Source organism: Brevundimonas sanguinis, from assembly GCF_029636725.1.
GTDB classification, from domain to species: Bacteria; Pseudomonadota; Alphaproteobacteria; order Caulobacterales; family Caulobacteraceae; genus Brevundimonas; species Brevundimonas sanguinis.
In genome coordinates, this window is the sequence record NZ_CP116770.1 from 515,159 (window position 1) to 529,922 (window position 14,764).

The window sequence follows — 14,764 nt, forward strand, 5'->3', positions numbered from 1 at the left end:
TTGACATGACGAACCGCAAACTCTTCGTGGCCGTGGCCGCAGTGGCCGCCCTGGGTGTCGCCGCCGGGGCCGCCATGGCCCAGACCGCTTCGCAGAAGGCTCTGGTCGACCGGGCCAAGGCCGCCGGCGCGGCGGGCGAACAGGCCGACGGCTATGTCGGCGTGCGCACTTCGGTCGACGGCGACACCCAGGCCGCCATCAGCGCGACCAACGCCGGCCGCCGCCAGGCCTACGCCCGCAGCGCTTCCGAGGCGGGCACCACCGCCGATGTAGCCGGCGCCCGGATGTTCGAAACCCAGCTGCTGCCGCGCATCAGCTCGGGCCAGTGGTACAAGAACGCCCAGGGCCAGTGGGTCCAGCGCTGAGCTGAGCTATGACCACGACCTTTAGAGGCGGGCGACTGGTCCGGCTTCTGCGGTCGCTGGTTCTCGCCGTCTCCATCTCGGCCGTCAGCACGCTTGGGCTGGCGGCCTATTGGCGTCTGATCGGCGGCGGCCAGATGAGCCTGCACGGCTGGATCGCCATGGGGCTGGGCGTGCTGGGCACGGTCGGCCTCGCCTGGGGGCTGATGGCCCTGGCCTTCCGCTCGGATCGCGACGGCTGGGACGATCGGGTCGATAACCATCTGGACCCCGGCATCGAAGGCTCCGAGGACCGCAAGGACGAAGACCTCTATTATTGACCGCTCAGGCCGCCGCTTCGGCGCTGTCGGTCAGGGCGGGCAGGAACAGGCCGCGCGTCAGCGCCGCCACCACCGGCACGGCCACGGCGTCGCCCATCAGCTTCAGCGCCGCGCTTTCGCTGGCAGGCAGGCGATAGGCCTCGTCCACCCCCATCAGCCGCGCCGCCTCGCGCCCGGTCAGGCGGCGCAGGGCGACCCGGCCCCCGTCCACGATGACCACATACTGTCGCGATGACCCGCCCGACGGCGTGCGCAGACAGCCCGCCAGCCCGTCGAAGCGCAGCTCCAGCCGTTGCAGCTTTCGCCCGTCCTTGGTCCGCACCCGGCGGAAGGCGGCGCCGACCCGCCGTTCGCCCGAGGCCTGAAACGCCTCCAGCCGCGCCCGGTGCAGCGGCGACAGCATGGCCAGCAGGGTCTGCGCCTCCGCCTCGTCGAAACAGGGAACGTCCGGCTCCAGCACCGCCGCCAGATCAAGGTTGCGGCGCGGCGGCGTCTCCAGCCGCCACCAGGCCCAGTTCGCCTTCAGGGGCGCGGGCAGCCGCGCCCAGGCGGCGGTCAGGCGCGGCGAATGGAAGGGCAGGGCGGGGCCTTTCAGGCGCGGCCCCTCGACCCCCCGCATGGCGATGATGAACAGGCGCGGCCGCGACTGGGGCAGCCACAGTTCCGCGTCCAGCTCCAGCGCCCCGACCGTATAGCCCGCCTCGACCATGGCCCCGCACACGGCGGCGAAGTCCTGGCCCTCGCCCGAGGTCAGCAGGCCGACGACGTTCTCCAGCACGATGACGCGGGGCGCGCGGCCCTCGGCGTCCAGCCCCTGCATCAGCTTCCAGAAGCCCCAGAAGGCGCCCGACCGCTGCGCCTTCAGACCTCCGCGCGCGCCGGCCAGACTGACGTCCTGACACGGCGAGGAGGCCCAGCACAGGTCCGGCGCGCCGGGCACTTGATCGGGCGTCACCGCCCAGACGTCGCCGTGGATCAGCGGCGTGTCCGGGTGGTTGGCGCGAAAGGCGCGCGCCTTGGCCGCGTCGATGTCGTTGGCCAGGACGGTGCGGAAACCGGCGCCGTCCAGATGCAGCCCCAGCCCCGCCAGCCCGCCGCCCGCAAAGAACTCGCAGGCCGTGAAGGCGGCGCCTGAGTCTGTGGCGGGTGCGGGACGAATCGGCATGGGGCCACATTAACCCAGCCGCGCCGCTTTGGCGCCTGTCTTGACGAGGCGGCGGCAAAGCCTGACCTTGGCCGACGAAGCTCAGAAAGGATCGCCCATGCGCGCCGTATTCCTGTCAACCGCCGCCCTGTCGCTGGTCCTCGCCGCCTGCTCCCAACCGGCCCAAAAGGCGCCGGAAGCCGCCAAGGCCGAGTCGCGCGTCCTGGCGGGAGTCGATCTGGACCAGCCGGTGCGCGTGCTGGGAACCGAGCCCTTCTGGGCCGTGGAGATCACGCCGCAGGGTCTGACCTATTCCGGCGTCGACCGGCCGGAGCAGAAGGCCGCGAACCCCGGCCCGACGCTTCAGGGCAATCTCGTCAGCTGGACGACCAAGACTGAAGCGGGCGCCGATCTGACCGTCACCCTGACGGCGACCGACTGCTCGGACGGCATGAGCGACCGCACCTATCCGCTGACCGCCAAGGTCGAGATCGGCGGCGAGACCCTGACCGGCTGCGCCGCCGCCGTCGCCGCGATCGAGCGCGCGGGCGAGAGCGGCCGCGTAGAATAAGGTCAAGCTGGCGCCGGGCTTGCACTGATCCCCTCAGCGCGGCCGGGCTGTCCCCGGTCGGTTCACCGACCAGGATGGTCCCATGACGCCCGCAGCGACGCCGATCGACATCCGTCCCCTGACTTCGCTCAGGTTCCTCGCGGCCCTGTGGGTCGTGGTCTATCTGATGTGGCCGAACCTGGCGGTCGGCGGCATGCCCGCCCTGGCGGCCAAGGGCTATCTGGGCGTCGAACTGTTCTTCGTCCTGTCGGGCTTCATCCTCAGCCACGTCTATCTGCAGGCCTTCGGCGAGAAGCGGTTCGGCTACAGAAGCTTCCTGTGGGCGCGCATCGCCCGCATCTATCCGCTGCACCTATTCACCCTGTTCGGCGTCATGGCCCTGGGCCTGGCGGCGACGGCGGCGGGCATGGCGATCGATTCCGGCATCCTCAGCTGGAAGACCCTGCTGCCCAATCTGTTGATGGTCCACGCCTGGGGCTTCGCCGGCGAGGCGGGCTGGAACCATCCGTCCTGGTCGATCTCGGCCGAGTGGTTCGCCTATCTGACCTTCCCCATTTTCGCCGCCGCCGCATGGAAGCTGCGTGATCGGCCGTGGGTGGCGACGGGGGCGGCGGCCCTGTTGCTGGCCGCCCTCTATGTCGGGTTCGAGCGCGTCGCCGGCTATCGCCTGACCGAGGCGACGTTCAAATGGGGGGCGCTGCGGATCGTGCCCTGCTTCGCCTACGGCTGCGCCCTTTATCTGGTCTATCGCCGCGCGCCCCTGCCGCGCGCGGGCTTGCTGGCTGCGGCAGCGGCGGTCGTGATGGCGTTCAGCGCCGCCCTGTTGAGCTGGGACGGGATCACTGTCCTGTCGGGCGGTCTTCTGATCCTGGCCCTGGCCAGCATTCCGGCGAGCAAGGCGGGCGTTCTGGGCTCGGCGCCCGCTGTCTATCTCGGCGAGATCAGTTACGCCGTCTATATGCTGTGCGCCCCGTGGCAGATACTGGCGGTCAATGTGGTGGCGCGTCTGATCGGAGCGGAAGACAAGCAGCTTCCGCTGGCGTTGTGGCTGGCGATCATCGCGGGACTGATTGTCGCCGCTGCGATTGTTCATCGGCTGATCGAGCGCCCGGCCCGCAGTTTCCTGCGCGGATGGGCGAAACGGCGTCGATCATCTGTGGATCGACAGGGGAAACAGTCGGAAACAGTTCTTCAACATTCTGATCCTATCGTCTAAGGCTTGTCCGCGTTCAGTCGGGAGCACGCCAGATGATGAAACGGCTCACAGCCGCCGCCCTTGCGGCGACCCTTGGGTTCTTCGCCTTCAGCACCACCCCCGCCCAAGCCGGCGACCCCTATTGGCAGTGCGTGACCTTCGCGCGCATGTTCTCGGGGATTCAGATTTTCGGCGACGCCTGGACCTGGTGGCGTCAGGCCGTCAGCAAGTTCCGCACCGGCGATGCGCCTGAGACCGGCTCGGTGCTGGTGTTCCAGCCCCACGGCCGCATGAGCGCCGGCCACGTCGCCGTCGTCTCCGACGTCCTGACCGACCGCGTGATCCGCGTCACCCACGCCAACTGGGGCGGCAGCCGCGGCAAGGTCGAAGAGAACGTCACCGTCGTCGACGTCTCCTCCTCGGGCGACTGGAGCCGGGTGAAGGTCTGGTACAACCCGATCAATGATCTGGGCACCACCGTCTATCCGACCTACGGCTTCATCTATAACGGCGCCCGCGACGCCTTCGCCAACGGCCGCCAGATGGCCGCCAACGCCGTCGCCGACGACCGCGCCGCCAACTAAGGCCAGGGCGCGGCCGCGTTGAAAAAGGGTCTGGCCCCGCCCGGCTGATCGGGCGATAGCTGGCTCATGACCGACGCAAACGACATTCGCGGACACGCTATCGAGACGGCTAAGCACGAGCCGCAGGGCGTGACCTACGCCGGCTATCTGGCGCTTGACGACATCCTGTCCGCCCAGAAGCCGCGCTCCGACCAGCATGACGAGATGCTGTTCGTCATCATCCACCAGACCAAGGAACTGTGGCTCAAGCAGATCCTGCACGAGGTGGCCCTGGCGCAGACGCTGGTGCGCGCCGGCGATCTGGTGCCCGCCTACAAGAGCCTGGCCCGCGTCAGCCGAATCCAGTCGGTGATGACCCAGAGCTGGGACATCCTGGCCACCATGACGCCCGCCGACTACCTGAAGTTCCGCGGCGACCTGGGCGCCAGCTCGGGCTTCCAGAGCGATCAGTTCCGCCGTCTGGAGACCATGCTGGGTCTGAAGGACCCCCGCTTCCTGCGCTTCCACGCCGAGCGCCCGGCTGCCCATGCGGCGCTGAAGGCGGCGCTGGAATCGCCCAGCCTTTATGACGACGCCTTGCTCCAGCTGGCCAAGGCGGGCCTGCCGGTGCCCGACGCGGTGCTGAACCGCGACGTCAGCCAGTCCTATGAGGCGAACGAGGGCGTCGAGGCCGCCTGGCTGGAGGTCTATCGCGACACCGAGCGCTGGTGGCCCCTGTACCAACTGGCCGAGAAGCTGGTCGATCTGGACGACGCCCTGCTGACGTGGCGGCATAAGCACGTGGTCACGGTCGAGCGCATCATCGGCCGCCGCCAGGGCACGGGCGGCACCGACGGCGTGGGTTACCTGGTCGAGACCCTGAAGCGCCGCTGCTTCCCGGAACTCTGGTCTCTGCGCACCAAGCTGTAGAGCGCGGGCAGGTCGGCAACCTTCGCTGCTGGCAGGGATTGAACCTGTGAAACGGCCAAGGGAGGTTTCCGATGAGCGGCAACAGTCACGACATCAAGGTCCTCAACGGTCTGGTCGAGGGGCTGATCGACAGCGCCCAGGGCTATCATGAGGGCGCGGTCAACGCGCCCGGCGAGGCCTATCGCGACTGGTTCGAAGGGCGGGCGTCCGAGCGCCGCCGCGTGGCCGAAGAGCTCAAGGCGGCTGTGCGCGAGCGCGGCGGATCGCCGGAGGAGGATCGGTCCATCCTGTCCAAGGCCCAGCGCGCCTTCAGCGACATCAGCCACGCCCTGCTGCGCAACGAGGTCTCAATGATCGACACGGTCGAACGCGGCGAGGATCAGTTGAAAAGCCGGTTCGAGCGGGCCCTGGCGGACGAGGCCCTGTCGGCCACGACCAAGGAAAGCATACGCCGCGCCTATGGCGAGGTCTGCGCGGGCTCTGATCAGCTCAGCGCGTTGAAGCACAGCCTCGCGGGCGTCGGCCCGCGCTCAAGCAGCGAGCCGCCGAGCGGCGAGCGCTAGCGCACTCCACCCGCTCAAGCAGCGAGCCGCCGGGCGGCGAGCGGGAGCGCACCAAACCAGCTCAAGCAGCGAGCCGCCGCGCGGCGAGCGGTAGCGCCCTCAAAGAAGAGCACTAAAAAAGCCCCGGCGTTTCCGCCGGGGCTTTTGATCTTCAGCGCGAAGCCGAAGCCTGAAATCAGGCCTCGTCGCCCGCCTTTTCGACCGTTCCGGTGGCCGGGACGGCGACCTTGCGGGCCGTCTGGCGCTCGGCGATCCGGGCCGACTTGCCGCGACGGTCGCGCAGGTAATACAGCTTGGCGCGACGGACGACGCCGCGACGCTTCACTTCGATGGAGTCGACGTTCGGCGACAGGATCGGGAAGCGACGCTCCACGCCTTCACCAAACGAAATCTTGCGGACCGTGAAGGTCTCGTTCACGCCGCCGCCGTCACGGGCGATGCAGACGCCTTCGAACGCCTGGATGCGTTCGCGCTCGCCTTCCTTGATGCGCACGTTGACGCGCAGGGTGTCGCCCGGCTGGAAGTCGGGGATGGTCTTGCCTTCGAGCAGGCGGGCTTTTTCTTCGGCAGCGAGCTGCTGGACGATGTTCATGTCATTTCTCCGGAGCTTGTTTGCTCTTTACCTGTAAGTTGGCGAGATGCCGCTCCCAGAGATCCGGGCGCCGCTCCCGCGTCGTCGCTTCCCTTTGCTCCTGGCGCCATTTGGCGATCTTCTTGTGATCGCCTGACAACAGGACTTCCGGGATGTCGTGGCCCTCGAACGTCCGCGGCCTGGTGTACTGCGGATGTTCAAGCAGGTCGTCCTCGAAGCTCTCGGTGGACAGGCTTTCCGCCGCACCCAGAACCCCCGGAACCAACCGGACGCACGCCTCGATCGCCACCATGGCCGCCGCCTCGCCGCCGGCGAGCACCGCGTCCCCGACGGAGACCTCCTCGAACCCCCGGGCGTCGAGCACCCGCTGGTCCACCCCCTCGAAACGGCCGCACAGCACGACGATGCCGTCGGCCTTGGCCCATTCCGTCACCCGCGCCTGCGTCAGGGGTCGACCGCGTGCGCTCATGTACAAAAGCGGCCTAGGCGGGCCTTCCAGGCTGTCGAGAGCCCTGGCCACCACGTCCGCTTTCAGCACCTGACCGGGACCGCCACCCGCAGGGGTGTCGTCCAGGAAGCCGCGCTTATCTTCGGAAAACGCGCGAATGTCCAGCGCCTGCAGGTCCCACAGCCCCTTCTCGCGCCAGGCGGTGCCGATCAGCGACACCCCCAGCGGTCCAGGAAAGGCCTCGGGGAACATGGTCAGGACGGTGGCGGTAAAGGGCATGGGCAGCCTCCTAGCCCTTCTCCCCTCGGGGGAGAAGGTGTCATGCGTCAGCATGACGGATGAGGGGGCGGGCGGATGAAGGCGAGACGTTAGCCGCGCGTGCGCTGAAACCTCCCCCTCATCCGAGCGCCTCCGGCGCCCACCTTCTCCCCCGGCGGGGAGAAGGAAGACTTAGGCCGGCTGGCCGCCGCCCTTGGCGATCCAGGCGTCGACCAGGTCGCCCAGCACGTCCAGCGGCACGGCGCCCGAGCCCAAGACCACCGTGTGGAAGTCCTTGATGTCGAACTTGTCGCCCAGCGCGGCCTCGGCCTTGGCGCGCAGCTCCTCGATCTTCAGCTCGCCGATCTTGTAGCTGGTCGCCTGGCCGGGATTGGTGATGTAGCGCTCGACCTCCTTCTGGATGTCGCGCTCGGACAGCAGGGAGTTGTGGCGGAAGTAGTCCATCGCCTCCTCGCGGCTCCAGCGCTTGGCGTGCAGGCCGGTGTCGGTCACCAGACGCACCGCGCGCCACAGCTCGGTCGAGAGGCGGCCGAAGTCGGAGTAGGGGTCCTGATAGAAGCCCATCTCCTTGCCCAGGCGCTCGGAATACAGGCCCCAGCCTTCGGAATAGGCGCCGTAGCCGCCGAAGCGACGGAAGCTGGGCAGGTGCTCCATCTCCTGCGCATAGGCGATCTGGAAGTGGTGGCCCGGCGCGCCCTCGTGATAGCTGATGCCCTCGATCTGGGGCTTCAGCACCTGGGTCATGTCGGACAGGTTAACGTAGTAGATGCCGGGGCGCGAGCCGTCCGGCGCGGGCGAGTTGTAGAAGGCGATGGAGGCCGTCGCCTCACGGAACGGCTCGACCGCGCGGACCTCCAGCGGGGCCTCGGGCAGGTTGGAGAACCACTGCGGCGCCACGGCCATGACCTGGGCCACGAAGGCGCGGGCGTCGGTCAGATAGGCTTCCTTGCCCTCCGGCGTATTCGGATACTGGAACTGCGGGTCGGTCTTCAGGAAGGCGAAGAAGTCCTGCAGCGTGCCGGTGAAGCCGACCTGGGTCTTGATCGTCTCCATGTCGCGCTGGATGCGGGCGACCTCGTCCAGTCCGATCTGGTGGATCTGGTCGGCGGTCAGGTCGGTGGTGGTGGAGAGCTGCAGGCGCGCGTTGTAATAGGCCTCGCCCTGCGGCAGGCGCCACACGCCCGCGTCGCTGTCGGCCTGGGTCCGCACCTGGTCCAGCGCGGTCAGGACGGTGTCGAAGCCGCGCTTGTAAGGGCCGGTCAGGGCCGTGCGCGCCGAGGCCAGCAGCCGGTCCTTGGTCGCCTGATCGGCGTCCAGGGCGGCGATCTTCTTCTGGAAGTCGGCCCAGACCGGGTTGTCGGCGCCGCCGTCGAACGGGGCGCCGGCGATCACCGCGCGGGTGTTGTCGATCGACGGCGCGAACACGAAGCGCGGCGAGACCACGCCCTTGGCGGCGCGCGCGGTCAGGGTGTCGGCGACCTGGCCCATGTAGCGCTCGGCGGCGTTCAGGCGGGCGACATAGGCCTCGGCGTCCGCAACGCTTGAGATGCGGTGGTTGTTGATCAGGAACACCGGCAGGCCCGTGGTCGGATTGCCGTTGGCGGCGAACTGGAAGCCCCAGTCGCGCCACTGGTTCGACAGGCGCGCCTGCTGCACCCCGTGCTCGAACAGGCGCCAGGACAGGCGGCTCTGCTCGCTCAGCTTGGCCGGATCGAACTGGGCCTTCATCTGCGCCAGCTGGGCTTCCTGCAACGCCAGCGAGCGTTCGGCGGCGGCGTCGGAGACGTCGTCCAGCTTGTCGTAGTCGGTCTTGCGGCCCAGCGAGGTCATGCGCTGGGGGCTCAGCGCCACGCGCGCCTCGAAGGCCTGTTCGAAGAAGGCGTTGAGCCGCGCGTCCTCGCTTTGGGCCTCAGCGGGCGCAGCGGCGGGCGCCGCCTGCGCCATGACGGCGGGCGCCGCGGCGCAGAGCGCCAGGACGGCGACGGATGAAATCAGAAGACGACGCATGAGAAAGACCCCCCTCGGTACAATAAGGGGCGCACTCTTTCGCGAAGCGTGGCGGGACGCAAGCCGCTAAGGGGTCGCCCTCTTCCGCCGAGAGAGGGTTCAGGCGCCGCGAAGTTGCGTGATCGTCCGTCCCGGGGCGATCTGTTCGGCGTCGGTGATCAGGTGAATCAGCGCCGGGCGCCCGCCCGCCGCCGCCTCGCGCGCCGCCGCCAGAGCCGCCGGGAAGTCGCCGGTCGCCTCGCAGCGCACGGCGAAGGCGCCGAAGGCCTCGGCGAACTTCACGAAGTCGGGGTTCTTCAGCTCGGTGGCGATGACGCGGGCCGGGTATTCCCGCTCCTGGTGCATGCGGATGGTGCCGAAGGTGCCGTTGTCGACGACGACCACGACGACGCCGAGGCCGTATTGGGCTGCGGTGGCCATCTCATTGGCGCTCATCATGAAGTCGCCGTCGCCGGCGATGCAGACGACCTCGCGCGACGGATCGACCGCCTTGGCCCCCAGCGCCGCCGGATAGCCGTAGCCCATGGCGCCCGAAGTCGGGGCCAGCTGGGTGCGGCGGGCCTGATGGCGGTGGAAGCGGTGCAGCCAGGCGGCGAAATTGCCTGCGCCGTTGGTGATGATGGCGTCCTCGGGCAGGGCCTCGGCCAGATGGGCGATAACCTCGCTCATGTTGACGGCGCTGTTCACCTCGATGGGCGAGGAGAAGGCGAGGAAGTCGGCGTGGGCCGCCGCGCCCTGATCGCGCCAGGTCCGCCCCGGCTCTATGGCCGACAGGGCCAGGGCGGCCAGCGCGTTGTCCGCCGCCGCCGACAGGGCGGGGGCCCAGACGCGGCCCAGCTCCTCCGGACCCGGATGGATGTGCACCAGGGTCTGCGCCGTCTTCGTGCGTTCCAGCAGGGTGTAGCCCTGCGTCGGATTCTCGCCCATGCGGGCGCCGATCACCAGCAGCAGGTCGGCCTCCTTGACCCGCGCCACCAGCTTGGGGTTGGGCCCCAGGCCCAGGTCGCCCGCATAGCCGGGGTGATCGTTGCGGATCAGGTCCTTGCGGCGGAAGGACAGGGCGACCGGCAGCCCCAGACGCTCGGCCCAGCCGGAAATCGCGTCGGTCGCTTCATCGCTCCAGCCCGAGCCGCCGAGGATCAGCAGGGGACGCTCGGCTTGGCTCAGGCGCTCGCGCACCTGTTCGACGAAGGCCGGGTCCAGCGCGGCCTTGGCGGGCATGACCGGACGGACGGGCGCCGGGCCGCCGTTTTCGTGCAGGATGTCCTCGGGCAGGGCGACGACGACCGGGCCCATGCGGCCCTGCTGGGCGACGGCGAAGGCGCGCTCCACGACCTCCACCGTGCGCTGCGGGCTTTCGATCTCGGTCGCCCACTTGGCCAGGCCGCCGAAGACCTCGCGATAGTCGACCTCCTGGAAGGCGCCGCGGCCCCGGTCGGTCAGGGCGATCTGGCCGACGAACAGGATCATGGGCGTCGAATCCTGATGCGCCGTGTGCACGCCGATGCTGGCGTGGGTCGCGCCCGGCCCGCGCGTGACCATGCAGACGCCGGGACGGCCGGTCAGCTTGCCGTAGGCCTCTGCCATGTTGGCGGCGCCCGCCTCGTGGCGGCAGACGATGACCTCGATCTTGTCGCGCACGTCGGCCAGGGCGTCGAGCACGGCCAGATAGCTCTCGCCCGGCACGCAGAAGACCTTGTCGACCCCGTTCATCACCAGGGTTTCGACCAGACGGCGGGCGGCGGTGTCAGAAGCTTGCGTCATGCTTTGGCCGTTAGCAGATCGGAGGATATGTTGGCCATGCAACCTTACGGCCAAGCTTCACGTTGAAGCGCTCTATCGTTCTACGGGGATTTCATCATGCGCAAGCTCATCGTTCTGGGCGTCATCGCCGCCGCCCTGACCACCGCCGCCTGCAACACGGTGTCGGGCATCGGCCGCGACCTTTCGGCCGCCGGTCAGGCCGTCACCTCGGGCTCGGAACGCGCCAAGAGCTGAGGCGCCCGCTGGCGCCCGCTGGCGCCCGGCGCCATGTTTTACCTTCCGGCGGCGAACGGGTCAGAAAAACCGACTAACGTGACGCCTCAATCGGAGGAATGAGCATGGGACTTCTGGACAATATCCTGGGCGGTCTGGGCGACGGCGCGGCTGGGGGCGTGGCCGATCTGCTGAAAAGCCAGGGCGGGGTGTCGGGCCTGACGGAAAAGTTCGGCCAGAAGGGGCTGGGCGATGTGGCGGCCTCGTGGGTCGGCAAGGGCGGCAACGCCCCGATCAGCGCCGAGCAGATCGCCGCCGTGATCGGCTCCGGCCCCATCGCCGACTTCGCCAAAAAGCTGGGCGTCTCGCCGGAACAGGCCAGCGCGACGCTGGCCGCCGTCCTGCCCCAGGTCATCGACCGCCTGACGCCGGACGGCACGGCCGCCGGCGCTGACGACATGCTGGGCGGTCTTCTGAACAACCTGCCGGGCGGCCTCAGCGGCGCCCTGGGCGGTCTGTTCAAGCGTTAAAGGCGAGACGCCAAAAGCTGCCCTTTTTCTCTCCGTCATCCTCGGGCTTGACCCGAGGATCGGACTTTCCGCCTGCTCGACGGTGGCCGGCTAGGGCGACAGTTGCGGGGCCTCTACATGCCGCTGCAGAGCCGACGGCTCGATCCTCGGGTCAAGCCCGAGGATGACGGCGAGCAGGGGCGAGGCGTCAGGCTTCCGTCTCATAGGTGACGCCCGTCAGATATAGCCCATCTGACGGCGCCACCGGACCGCAGCGCGCGCGGTCCCTGGCCGCCAGGGCTTCGGCCAGGTCGGCGGGGCTCCAGCGGCCCAGGCCCACTTCGACGAGGCTGCCCGCCATCGAGCGCACCTGCCGATGCAGGAAGCTGCGCGCCTCGAACACCAGATGCACCTCTTCGCCGACGCGTGCGACGCGGGCCACGTCCAGCGTTTTGGTCGGACTGGCCGCCTGACAGGCGGCGTCGCGGAAGGTGGTGAAGTCGTGCTGGCCGATCAGATGTTGCGCCGCCGCGTGCATGGCCTCGACGTCCAGCGGCTTCTTGACGTGCCAGACCCGGCCCCGGTCCAGCGCCGGGCGGCCGGGCCGGTTCAGGACGCGATACAGGTATTTACGCCCGGTCGCGGTGAAGCGCGCGTGCCAGTCGTCGCTGACGGGCGTGCAGTCCAGAACCGCGACCGCTTCCTTCACCAGATGGGCGTTCAGGGCGTTCATCACCGTCTGCGCCGGCCACTCCTTGTCCAGATCGACATGGCAGGTCTGGCCCGTGGCGTGGACGCCCGTGTCGGTGCGCCCGGCGGCGGCGATGCGCACGCTCTGACCGCTGAAGGCCGTAATCGCCGTCTCAATAGCGCCCTGGACGGTCGGCTGGTCGGTCTGAGCCTGAAAGCCGTTGTAAGCGGAGCCGTCGTATTCGACCGTGAACCGATACCGGGGCATTATCCTTGGGGGCCGCGCTCAGAAGGCTCCGCCTTCTCGACCCGACGCGCCCCGTCCAGCACGGTTCCGGCGGGGAGGGGAAAGCCGCGCAGCATTTCCTCGGCCGATTGCGCGGCCTTGCCCGGACGCTGCACGCGGGTCAGGCGCACCGCGCCGGTTCCGCAGGCGACCGTCAGGGCGTCGTCCAGCACCTGACCGGCCGGGCCTTCGCCGTCGGCCAGAGCCGACATCAGGGCCTTGATGCGGACCGGCTCGCCGTCGGCCTCGACCTCGAACCAGGCGCCGGGGAAGGGCGACAGCCCGCGGATGTGGGCGTCCACCTCGGCCGCCGGGCGGGTCCAGTCGATGCGGGCTTCGGCCGAAGTGATCTTCTTGGCATAGGTCGGCTCGCCTGCCTGCTGCGTCTCGGTGAAGCCGCCGCGTTCGATGGCGGCCAGGGCGCGCGGCCACAGGGCGGCGCCGACGTGAGCCATGCGGTCGCCGAGGCTGGCGGCCGTGTCGTCGGCGTAGATGTCCATCAGTTCCGACAGGATGATGGCGCCTTCGTCCAGGCCCTCGCTCATCCGCATGATCTGGGCGCCGGTCTGGCGATCCCCGGCCATGATGGCGCGCTGGATCGGGGCGGCCCCGCGCCAGCGCGGGAGCAGCGAGCCGTGCAGGTTGAAGCAGCCCAGGCGCGGCGCATCCAGCACCTCCGCCTTCAGGATCTGGCCGTAGGCGACGACGCAGGCGGCGTCGAGGTCCAGGCTCTTGAAGGTGTCGATGGCTTCAGGGGCCTTCATGCTTTCGGGCGTGAAGACCGGCAGGCCCATGGCCTCGGCGAAGGCGTGAACCGGCGACGGCGTCAGCTTCTGGCCCCGGCCCTTGGGGCGCGGCGGTTGCGAATAGACGGCGACGATCTCGTGCCCCGAGGCGATCAGCTCGGCCAGCGACGGCACGGCGAAGTCGGGGGTTCCCATGAAGGCTAGGCGCATGGGCAGGCCTTTAGACCGTGGGGCCGATTACATCCAGCGGGTATAGACGCCGCCGCCTTCGTCCCACTCGCCGCCCGCGTCCAGCGCGTCGTCGAAATCGAGCAGACGGTCGACGATCAGGCCCGCCACCACGCCGACGGCGGCGACCGCCACCAGGGTCGCCAGGCTGGCGACGCCGACCTTTTCGTTGCGGGTCAGACGGCGACGCTCTCTCTGATCGATGATGCGGGTCTTGCGGGACATCAGGCGGCCAACCTCGCTTGTTTCTTGACCTTGGCGACCGCGCGGTCGCGACGCAGGCGCGACAGGTGGTCGATGAACAGGACGCCGTTCAGGTGATCCAGTTCATGCTGGAAGCAGACGGCGTAGAGGCCCTCGATCTCTTCCTCGATCGTCTCGCCCTGATAGTTCAGATAGCGGACGCGCACGCGGGCCGGACGCTCGACCGAGTCGAAATAGGTCGGCACCGACAGGCAGCCTTCCTCGTAGGAGAACATCTCCTCGGACGCCCACAGGATCTCGGGGTTGACGAAGAAGCGCGGGTTGCGGCGCTCCAGCGCCTCTTCCTCGGTCTGCGGCTCGTCGGAGGCGCCTTCGACGGGCTTGTCGCCCAGGTCCATGACGACCACGCGGGTCAGCTCGCCGATCTGCGGCGCGGCCAGGCCGATGCCGGGCGCGTCGTACATCGTCTCCAGCATGTCATCCATCAGGGCGCGCACGGCGTCGGTCACCCCGCCCTCGACGGGCGCGGCGACGGTCTTCAGGATCGCCAGATCGGCGGCGTTATCGATAGTCAGGATGCGACGAATGGCCATGCGGGGGAGGTAGGGCCGCCGCCCCCGAACGTCAAGAATTTCCGACTGTCGCGCTGGGACTTCCAGCCGTCCTCAGGCGGGCGGCACTTCGCGCGGTTTGCGGTCCTGGTCGATGGCCACATAGGTGAAGACGCCCTCGGTCACGCGGACCGACAGGGCCTCGGCCTGGCCGCGCGCCCGCTTCCAGGCCTCGACATGCACGCGGATCGAGGTGCGGCCGACGCGGATGATCTTGGCGTAGGTGGACACCTCGTCGCCGACCGACACCGGCTGGTGGAACACCATGCCGTCCAGCGCCACGGTGGCGCAGCGGCCGCCCGCGCGCTCGAACGCCGGGGTCGCTCCGGCCAGGTCCATCTGCGCCAGCAGCCAGCCGCCGAAGATGTCGCCCTCGGGATTGGTGTCGGCCGGCATGGCGATGACGCGGCCGACGGGCTGGCCTTCAGGCAGGGTGGCGATGGGCTTTTCGTCGGACACGGCGATTTCTCGATCAGGCGAAGGGGAGGGCGGATTTCATGCGCCCTTGGGCTTCAAGGCGCAAGTTCCGTGCGGCCAGG

The 14,764-nt window shown here is 69.0% G+C and carries 19 protein-coding genes; 9 read left to right on the forward strand and 10 right to left on the reverse strand.

Annotated elements, in window-relative coordinates; translation table 11 throughout:
* Window positions 1-5: 5 nt before the first annotated feature.
* Window positions 6-365, forward strand: a complete 360-nt coding sequence (locus tag PIB44_RS02485) for a YdbL family probable chaperone protein (RefSeq protein ID WP_278070296.1) — start codon at window positions 6-8, stop codon at window positions 363-365.
* Between the two features lie 8 nt (window positions 366-373).
* Entirely contained in the window at window positions 374-682 is a 309-nt protein-coding gene (locus PIB44_RS02490) for a hypothetical protein (protein ID WP_278070297.1), read from the forward strand.
* A 4-nt stretch (window positions 683-686) separates the two neighbouring features.
* Here the strand turns inward: PIB44_RS02490 and PIB44_RS02495 are convergent, their stop codons facing one another.
* Window positions 687-1,847: a DNA cytosine methyltransferase gene (locus PIB44_RS02495; protein ID WP_278070298.1), complete on the reverse strand. Its 1,161-nt coding sequence runs from the start codon at window positions 1,845-1,847 to the stop codon at window positions 687-689.
* A gap of 97 nt (window positions 1,848-1,944) precedes the next feature.
* On the opposite strand from PIB44_RS02495, the gene PIB44_RS02500 reads away from it, so the two are divergent.
* The 5 genes from PIB44_RS02500 to PIB44_RS02520 all read left to right on the forward strand — a co-directional run bounded on the left by PIB44_RS02500 (window position 1,945) and on the right by PIB44_RS02520 (window position 5,648).
* Window positions 1,945-2,397: a COG3650 family protein gene (locus tag PIB44_RS02500; RefSeq protein ID WP_278070299.1), complete on the forward strand. Its 453-nt coding sequence runs from the start codon at window positions 1,945-1,947 to the stop codon at window positions 2,395-2,397.
* Between the two features lie 82 nt (window positions 2,398-2,479).
* Window positions 2,480-3,613 carry an acyltransferase family protein gene (locus PIB44_RS02505; RefSeq protein WP_025976139.1) on the forward strand — a complete coding sequence of 378 codons (1,134 nt, stop codon included), beginning with the start codon at window positions 2,480-2,482 and terminating at the stop codon, window positions 3,611-3,613.
* Between the two features lie 32 nt (window positions 3,614-3,645).
* Window positions 3,646-4,176, forward strand: a complete 531-nt coding sequence (locus tag PIB44_RS02510) for a CHAP domain-containing protein (RefSeq protein ID WP_025976140.1) — start codon at window positions 3,646-3,648, stop codon at window positions 4,174-4,176.
* A 66-nt stretch (window positions 4,177-4,242) separates the two neighbouring features.
* Window positions 4,243-5,085 (forward strand): tryptophan 2,3-dioxygenase, encoded by an 843-nt coding sequence (locus PIB44_RS02515; RefSeq protein WP_227157392.1) that lies wholly within the window; start codon window positions 4,243-4,245, stop codon window positions 5,083-5,085.
* A 71-nt stretch (window positions 5,086-5,156) separates the two neighbouring features.
* Window positions 5,157-5,648: a PA2169 family four-helix-bundle protein gene (locus PIB44_RS02520; RefSeq protein ID WP_253122960.1), complete on the forward strand. Its 492-nt coding sequence runs from the start codon at window positions 5,157-5,159 to the stop codon at window positions 5,646-5,648.
* A 175-nt stretch (window positions 5,649-5,823) separates the two neighbouring features.
* Here the strand turns inward: PIB44_RS02520 and rplS are convergent, their stop codons facing one another.
* From rplS to PIB44_RS02540, 4 genes are all read right to left on the reverse strand, one after another.
* A complete protein-coding gene (gene rplS / locus PIB44_RS02525; RefSeq protein WP_025976143.1) occupies window positions 5,824-6,240 on the reverse strand; it encodes a 50S ribosomal protein L19 in 417 nt (138 codons plus the stop codon).
* Between the two features lies 1 nt (window position 6,241).
* Window positions 6,242-6,967, reverse strand: a complete 726-nt coding sequence (gene trmD / locus PIB44_RS02530) for a tRNA (guanosine(37)-N1)-methyltransferase TrmD (RefSeq protein WP_278070300.1) — start codon at window positions 6,965-6,967, stop codon at window positions 6,242-6,244.
* A gap of 171 nt (window positions 6,968-7,138) precedes the next feature.
* Window positions 7,139-8,974, reverse strand: a complete 1,836-nt coding sequence (locus tag PIB44_RS02535; protein ID WP_278070301.1) for a DUF885 domain-containing protein — start codon at window positions 8,972-8,974, stop codon at window positions 7,139-7,141.
* A 99-nt stretch (window positions 8,975-9,073) separates the two neighbouring features.
* Complete coding sequence (locus tag PIB44_RS02540; protein ID WP_278070302.1) at window positions 9,074-10,738, reverse strand: thiamine pyrophosphate-binding protein; 1,665 nt, start codon at window positions 10,736-10,738, stop codon at window positions 9,074-9,076.
* 96 nt (window positions 10,739-10,834) lie between these two features.
* On the opposite strand from PIB44_RS02540, the gene PIB44_RS02545 reads away from it, so the two are divergent.
* Together PIB44_RS02545 and PIB44_RS02550 are read left to right on the forward strand one after the other, a co-directional pair.
* Window positions 10,835-10,972 carry an entericidin A/B family lipoprotein gene (locus PIB44_RS02545; RefSeq protein WP_003166208.1) on the forward strand — a complete coding sequence of 46 codons (138 nt, stop codon included), beginning with the start codon at window positions 10,835-10,837 and terminating at the stop codon, window positions 10,970-10,972.
* Window positions 10,973-11,070: 98 nt separating this feature from the next.
* The gene (locus tag PIB44_RS02550) at window positions 11,071-11,481 is read left to right on the forward strand and encodes a YidB family protein (protein WP_278070303.1); all 411 of its coding nucleotides are present in this window, start codon (window positions 11,071-11,073) and stop codon (window positions 11,479-11,481) included.
* A gap of 187 nt (window positions 11,482-11,668) precedes the next feature.
* Here PIB44_RS02550 and truA read toward each other — a convergent pair whose 3' ends face one another.
* The 5 genes from truA to PIB44_RS02575 form a co-directional block, all read right to left on the reverse strand.
* Window positions 11,669-12,418 carry a tRNA pseudouridine(38-40) synthase TruA gene (gene truA, locus PIB44_RS02555; protein WP_278070304.1) on the reverse strand — a complete coding sequence of 250 codons (750 nt, stop codon included), beginning with the start codon at window positions 12,416-12,418 and terminating at the stop codon, window positions 11,669-11,671.
* Window positions 12,418-13,392: a methionyl-tRNA formyltransferase gene (fmt, locus tag PIB44_RS02560; RefSeq protein ID WP_278070305.1), complete on the reverse strand. Its 975-nt coding sequence runs from the start codon at window positions 13,390-13,392 to the stop codon at window positions 12,418-12,420. Before fmt ends, truA begins: the two co-directional genes overlap by 1 nt.
* Before the next feature lie 27 nt (window positions 13,393-13,419).
* Window positions 13,420-13,635 carry a hypothetical protein gene (locus tag PIB44_RS02565; RefSeq protein WP_025976151.1) on the reverse strand — a complete coding sequence of 72 codons (216 nt, stop codon included), beginning with the start codon at window positions 13,633-13,635 and terminating at the stop codon, window positions 13,420-13,422.
* A complete protein-coding gene (def, locus tag PIB44_RS02570; protein ID WP_278070306.1) occupies window positions 13,635-14,207 on the reverse strand; it encodes a peptide deformylase in 573 nt (190 codons plus the stop codon). Before def ends, PIB44_RS02565 begins: the two co-directional genes overlap by 1 nt.
* 72 nt (window positions 14,208-14,279) lie before the next feature.
* Window positions 14,280-14,684 (reverse strand): acyl-CoA thioesterase, encoded by a 405-nt coding sequence (locus tag PIB44_RS02575; RefSeq protein WP_025976153.1) that lies wholly within the window; start codon window positions 14,682-14,684, stop codon window positions 14,280-14,282.
* Window positions 14,685-14,764 lie beyond the last annotated feature (80 nt).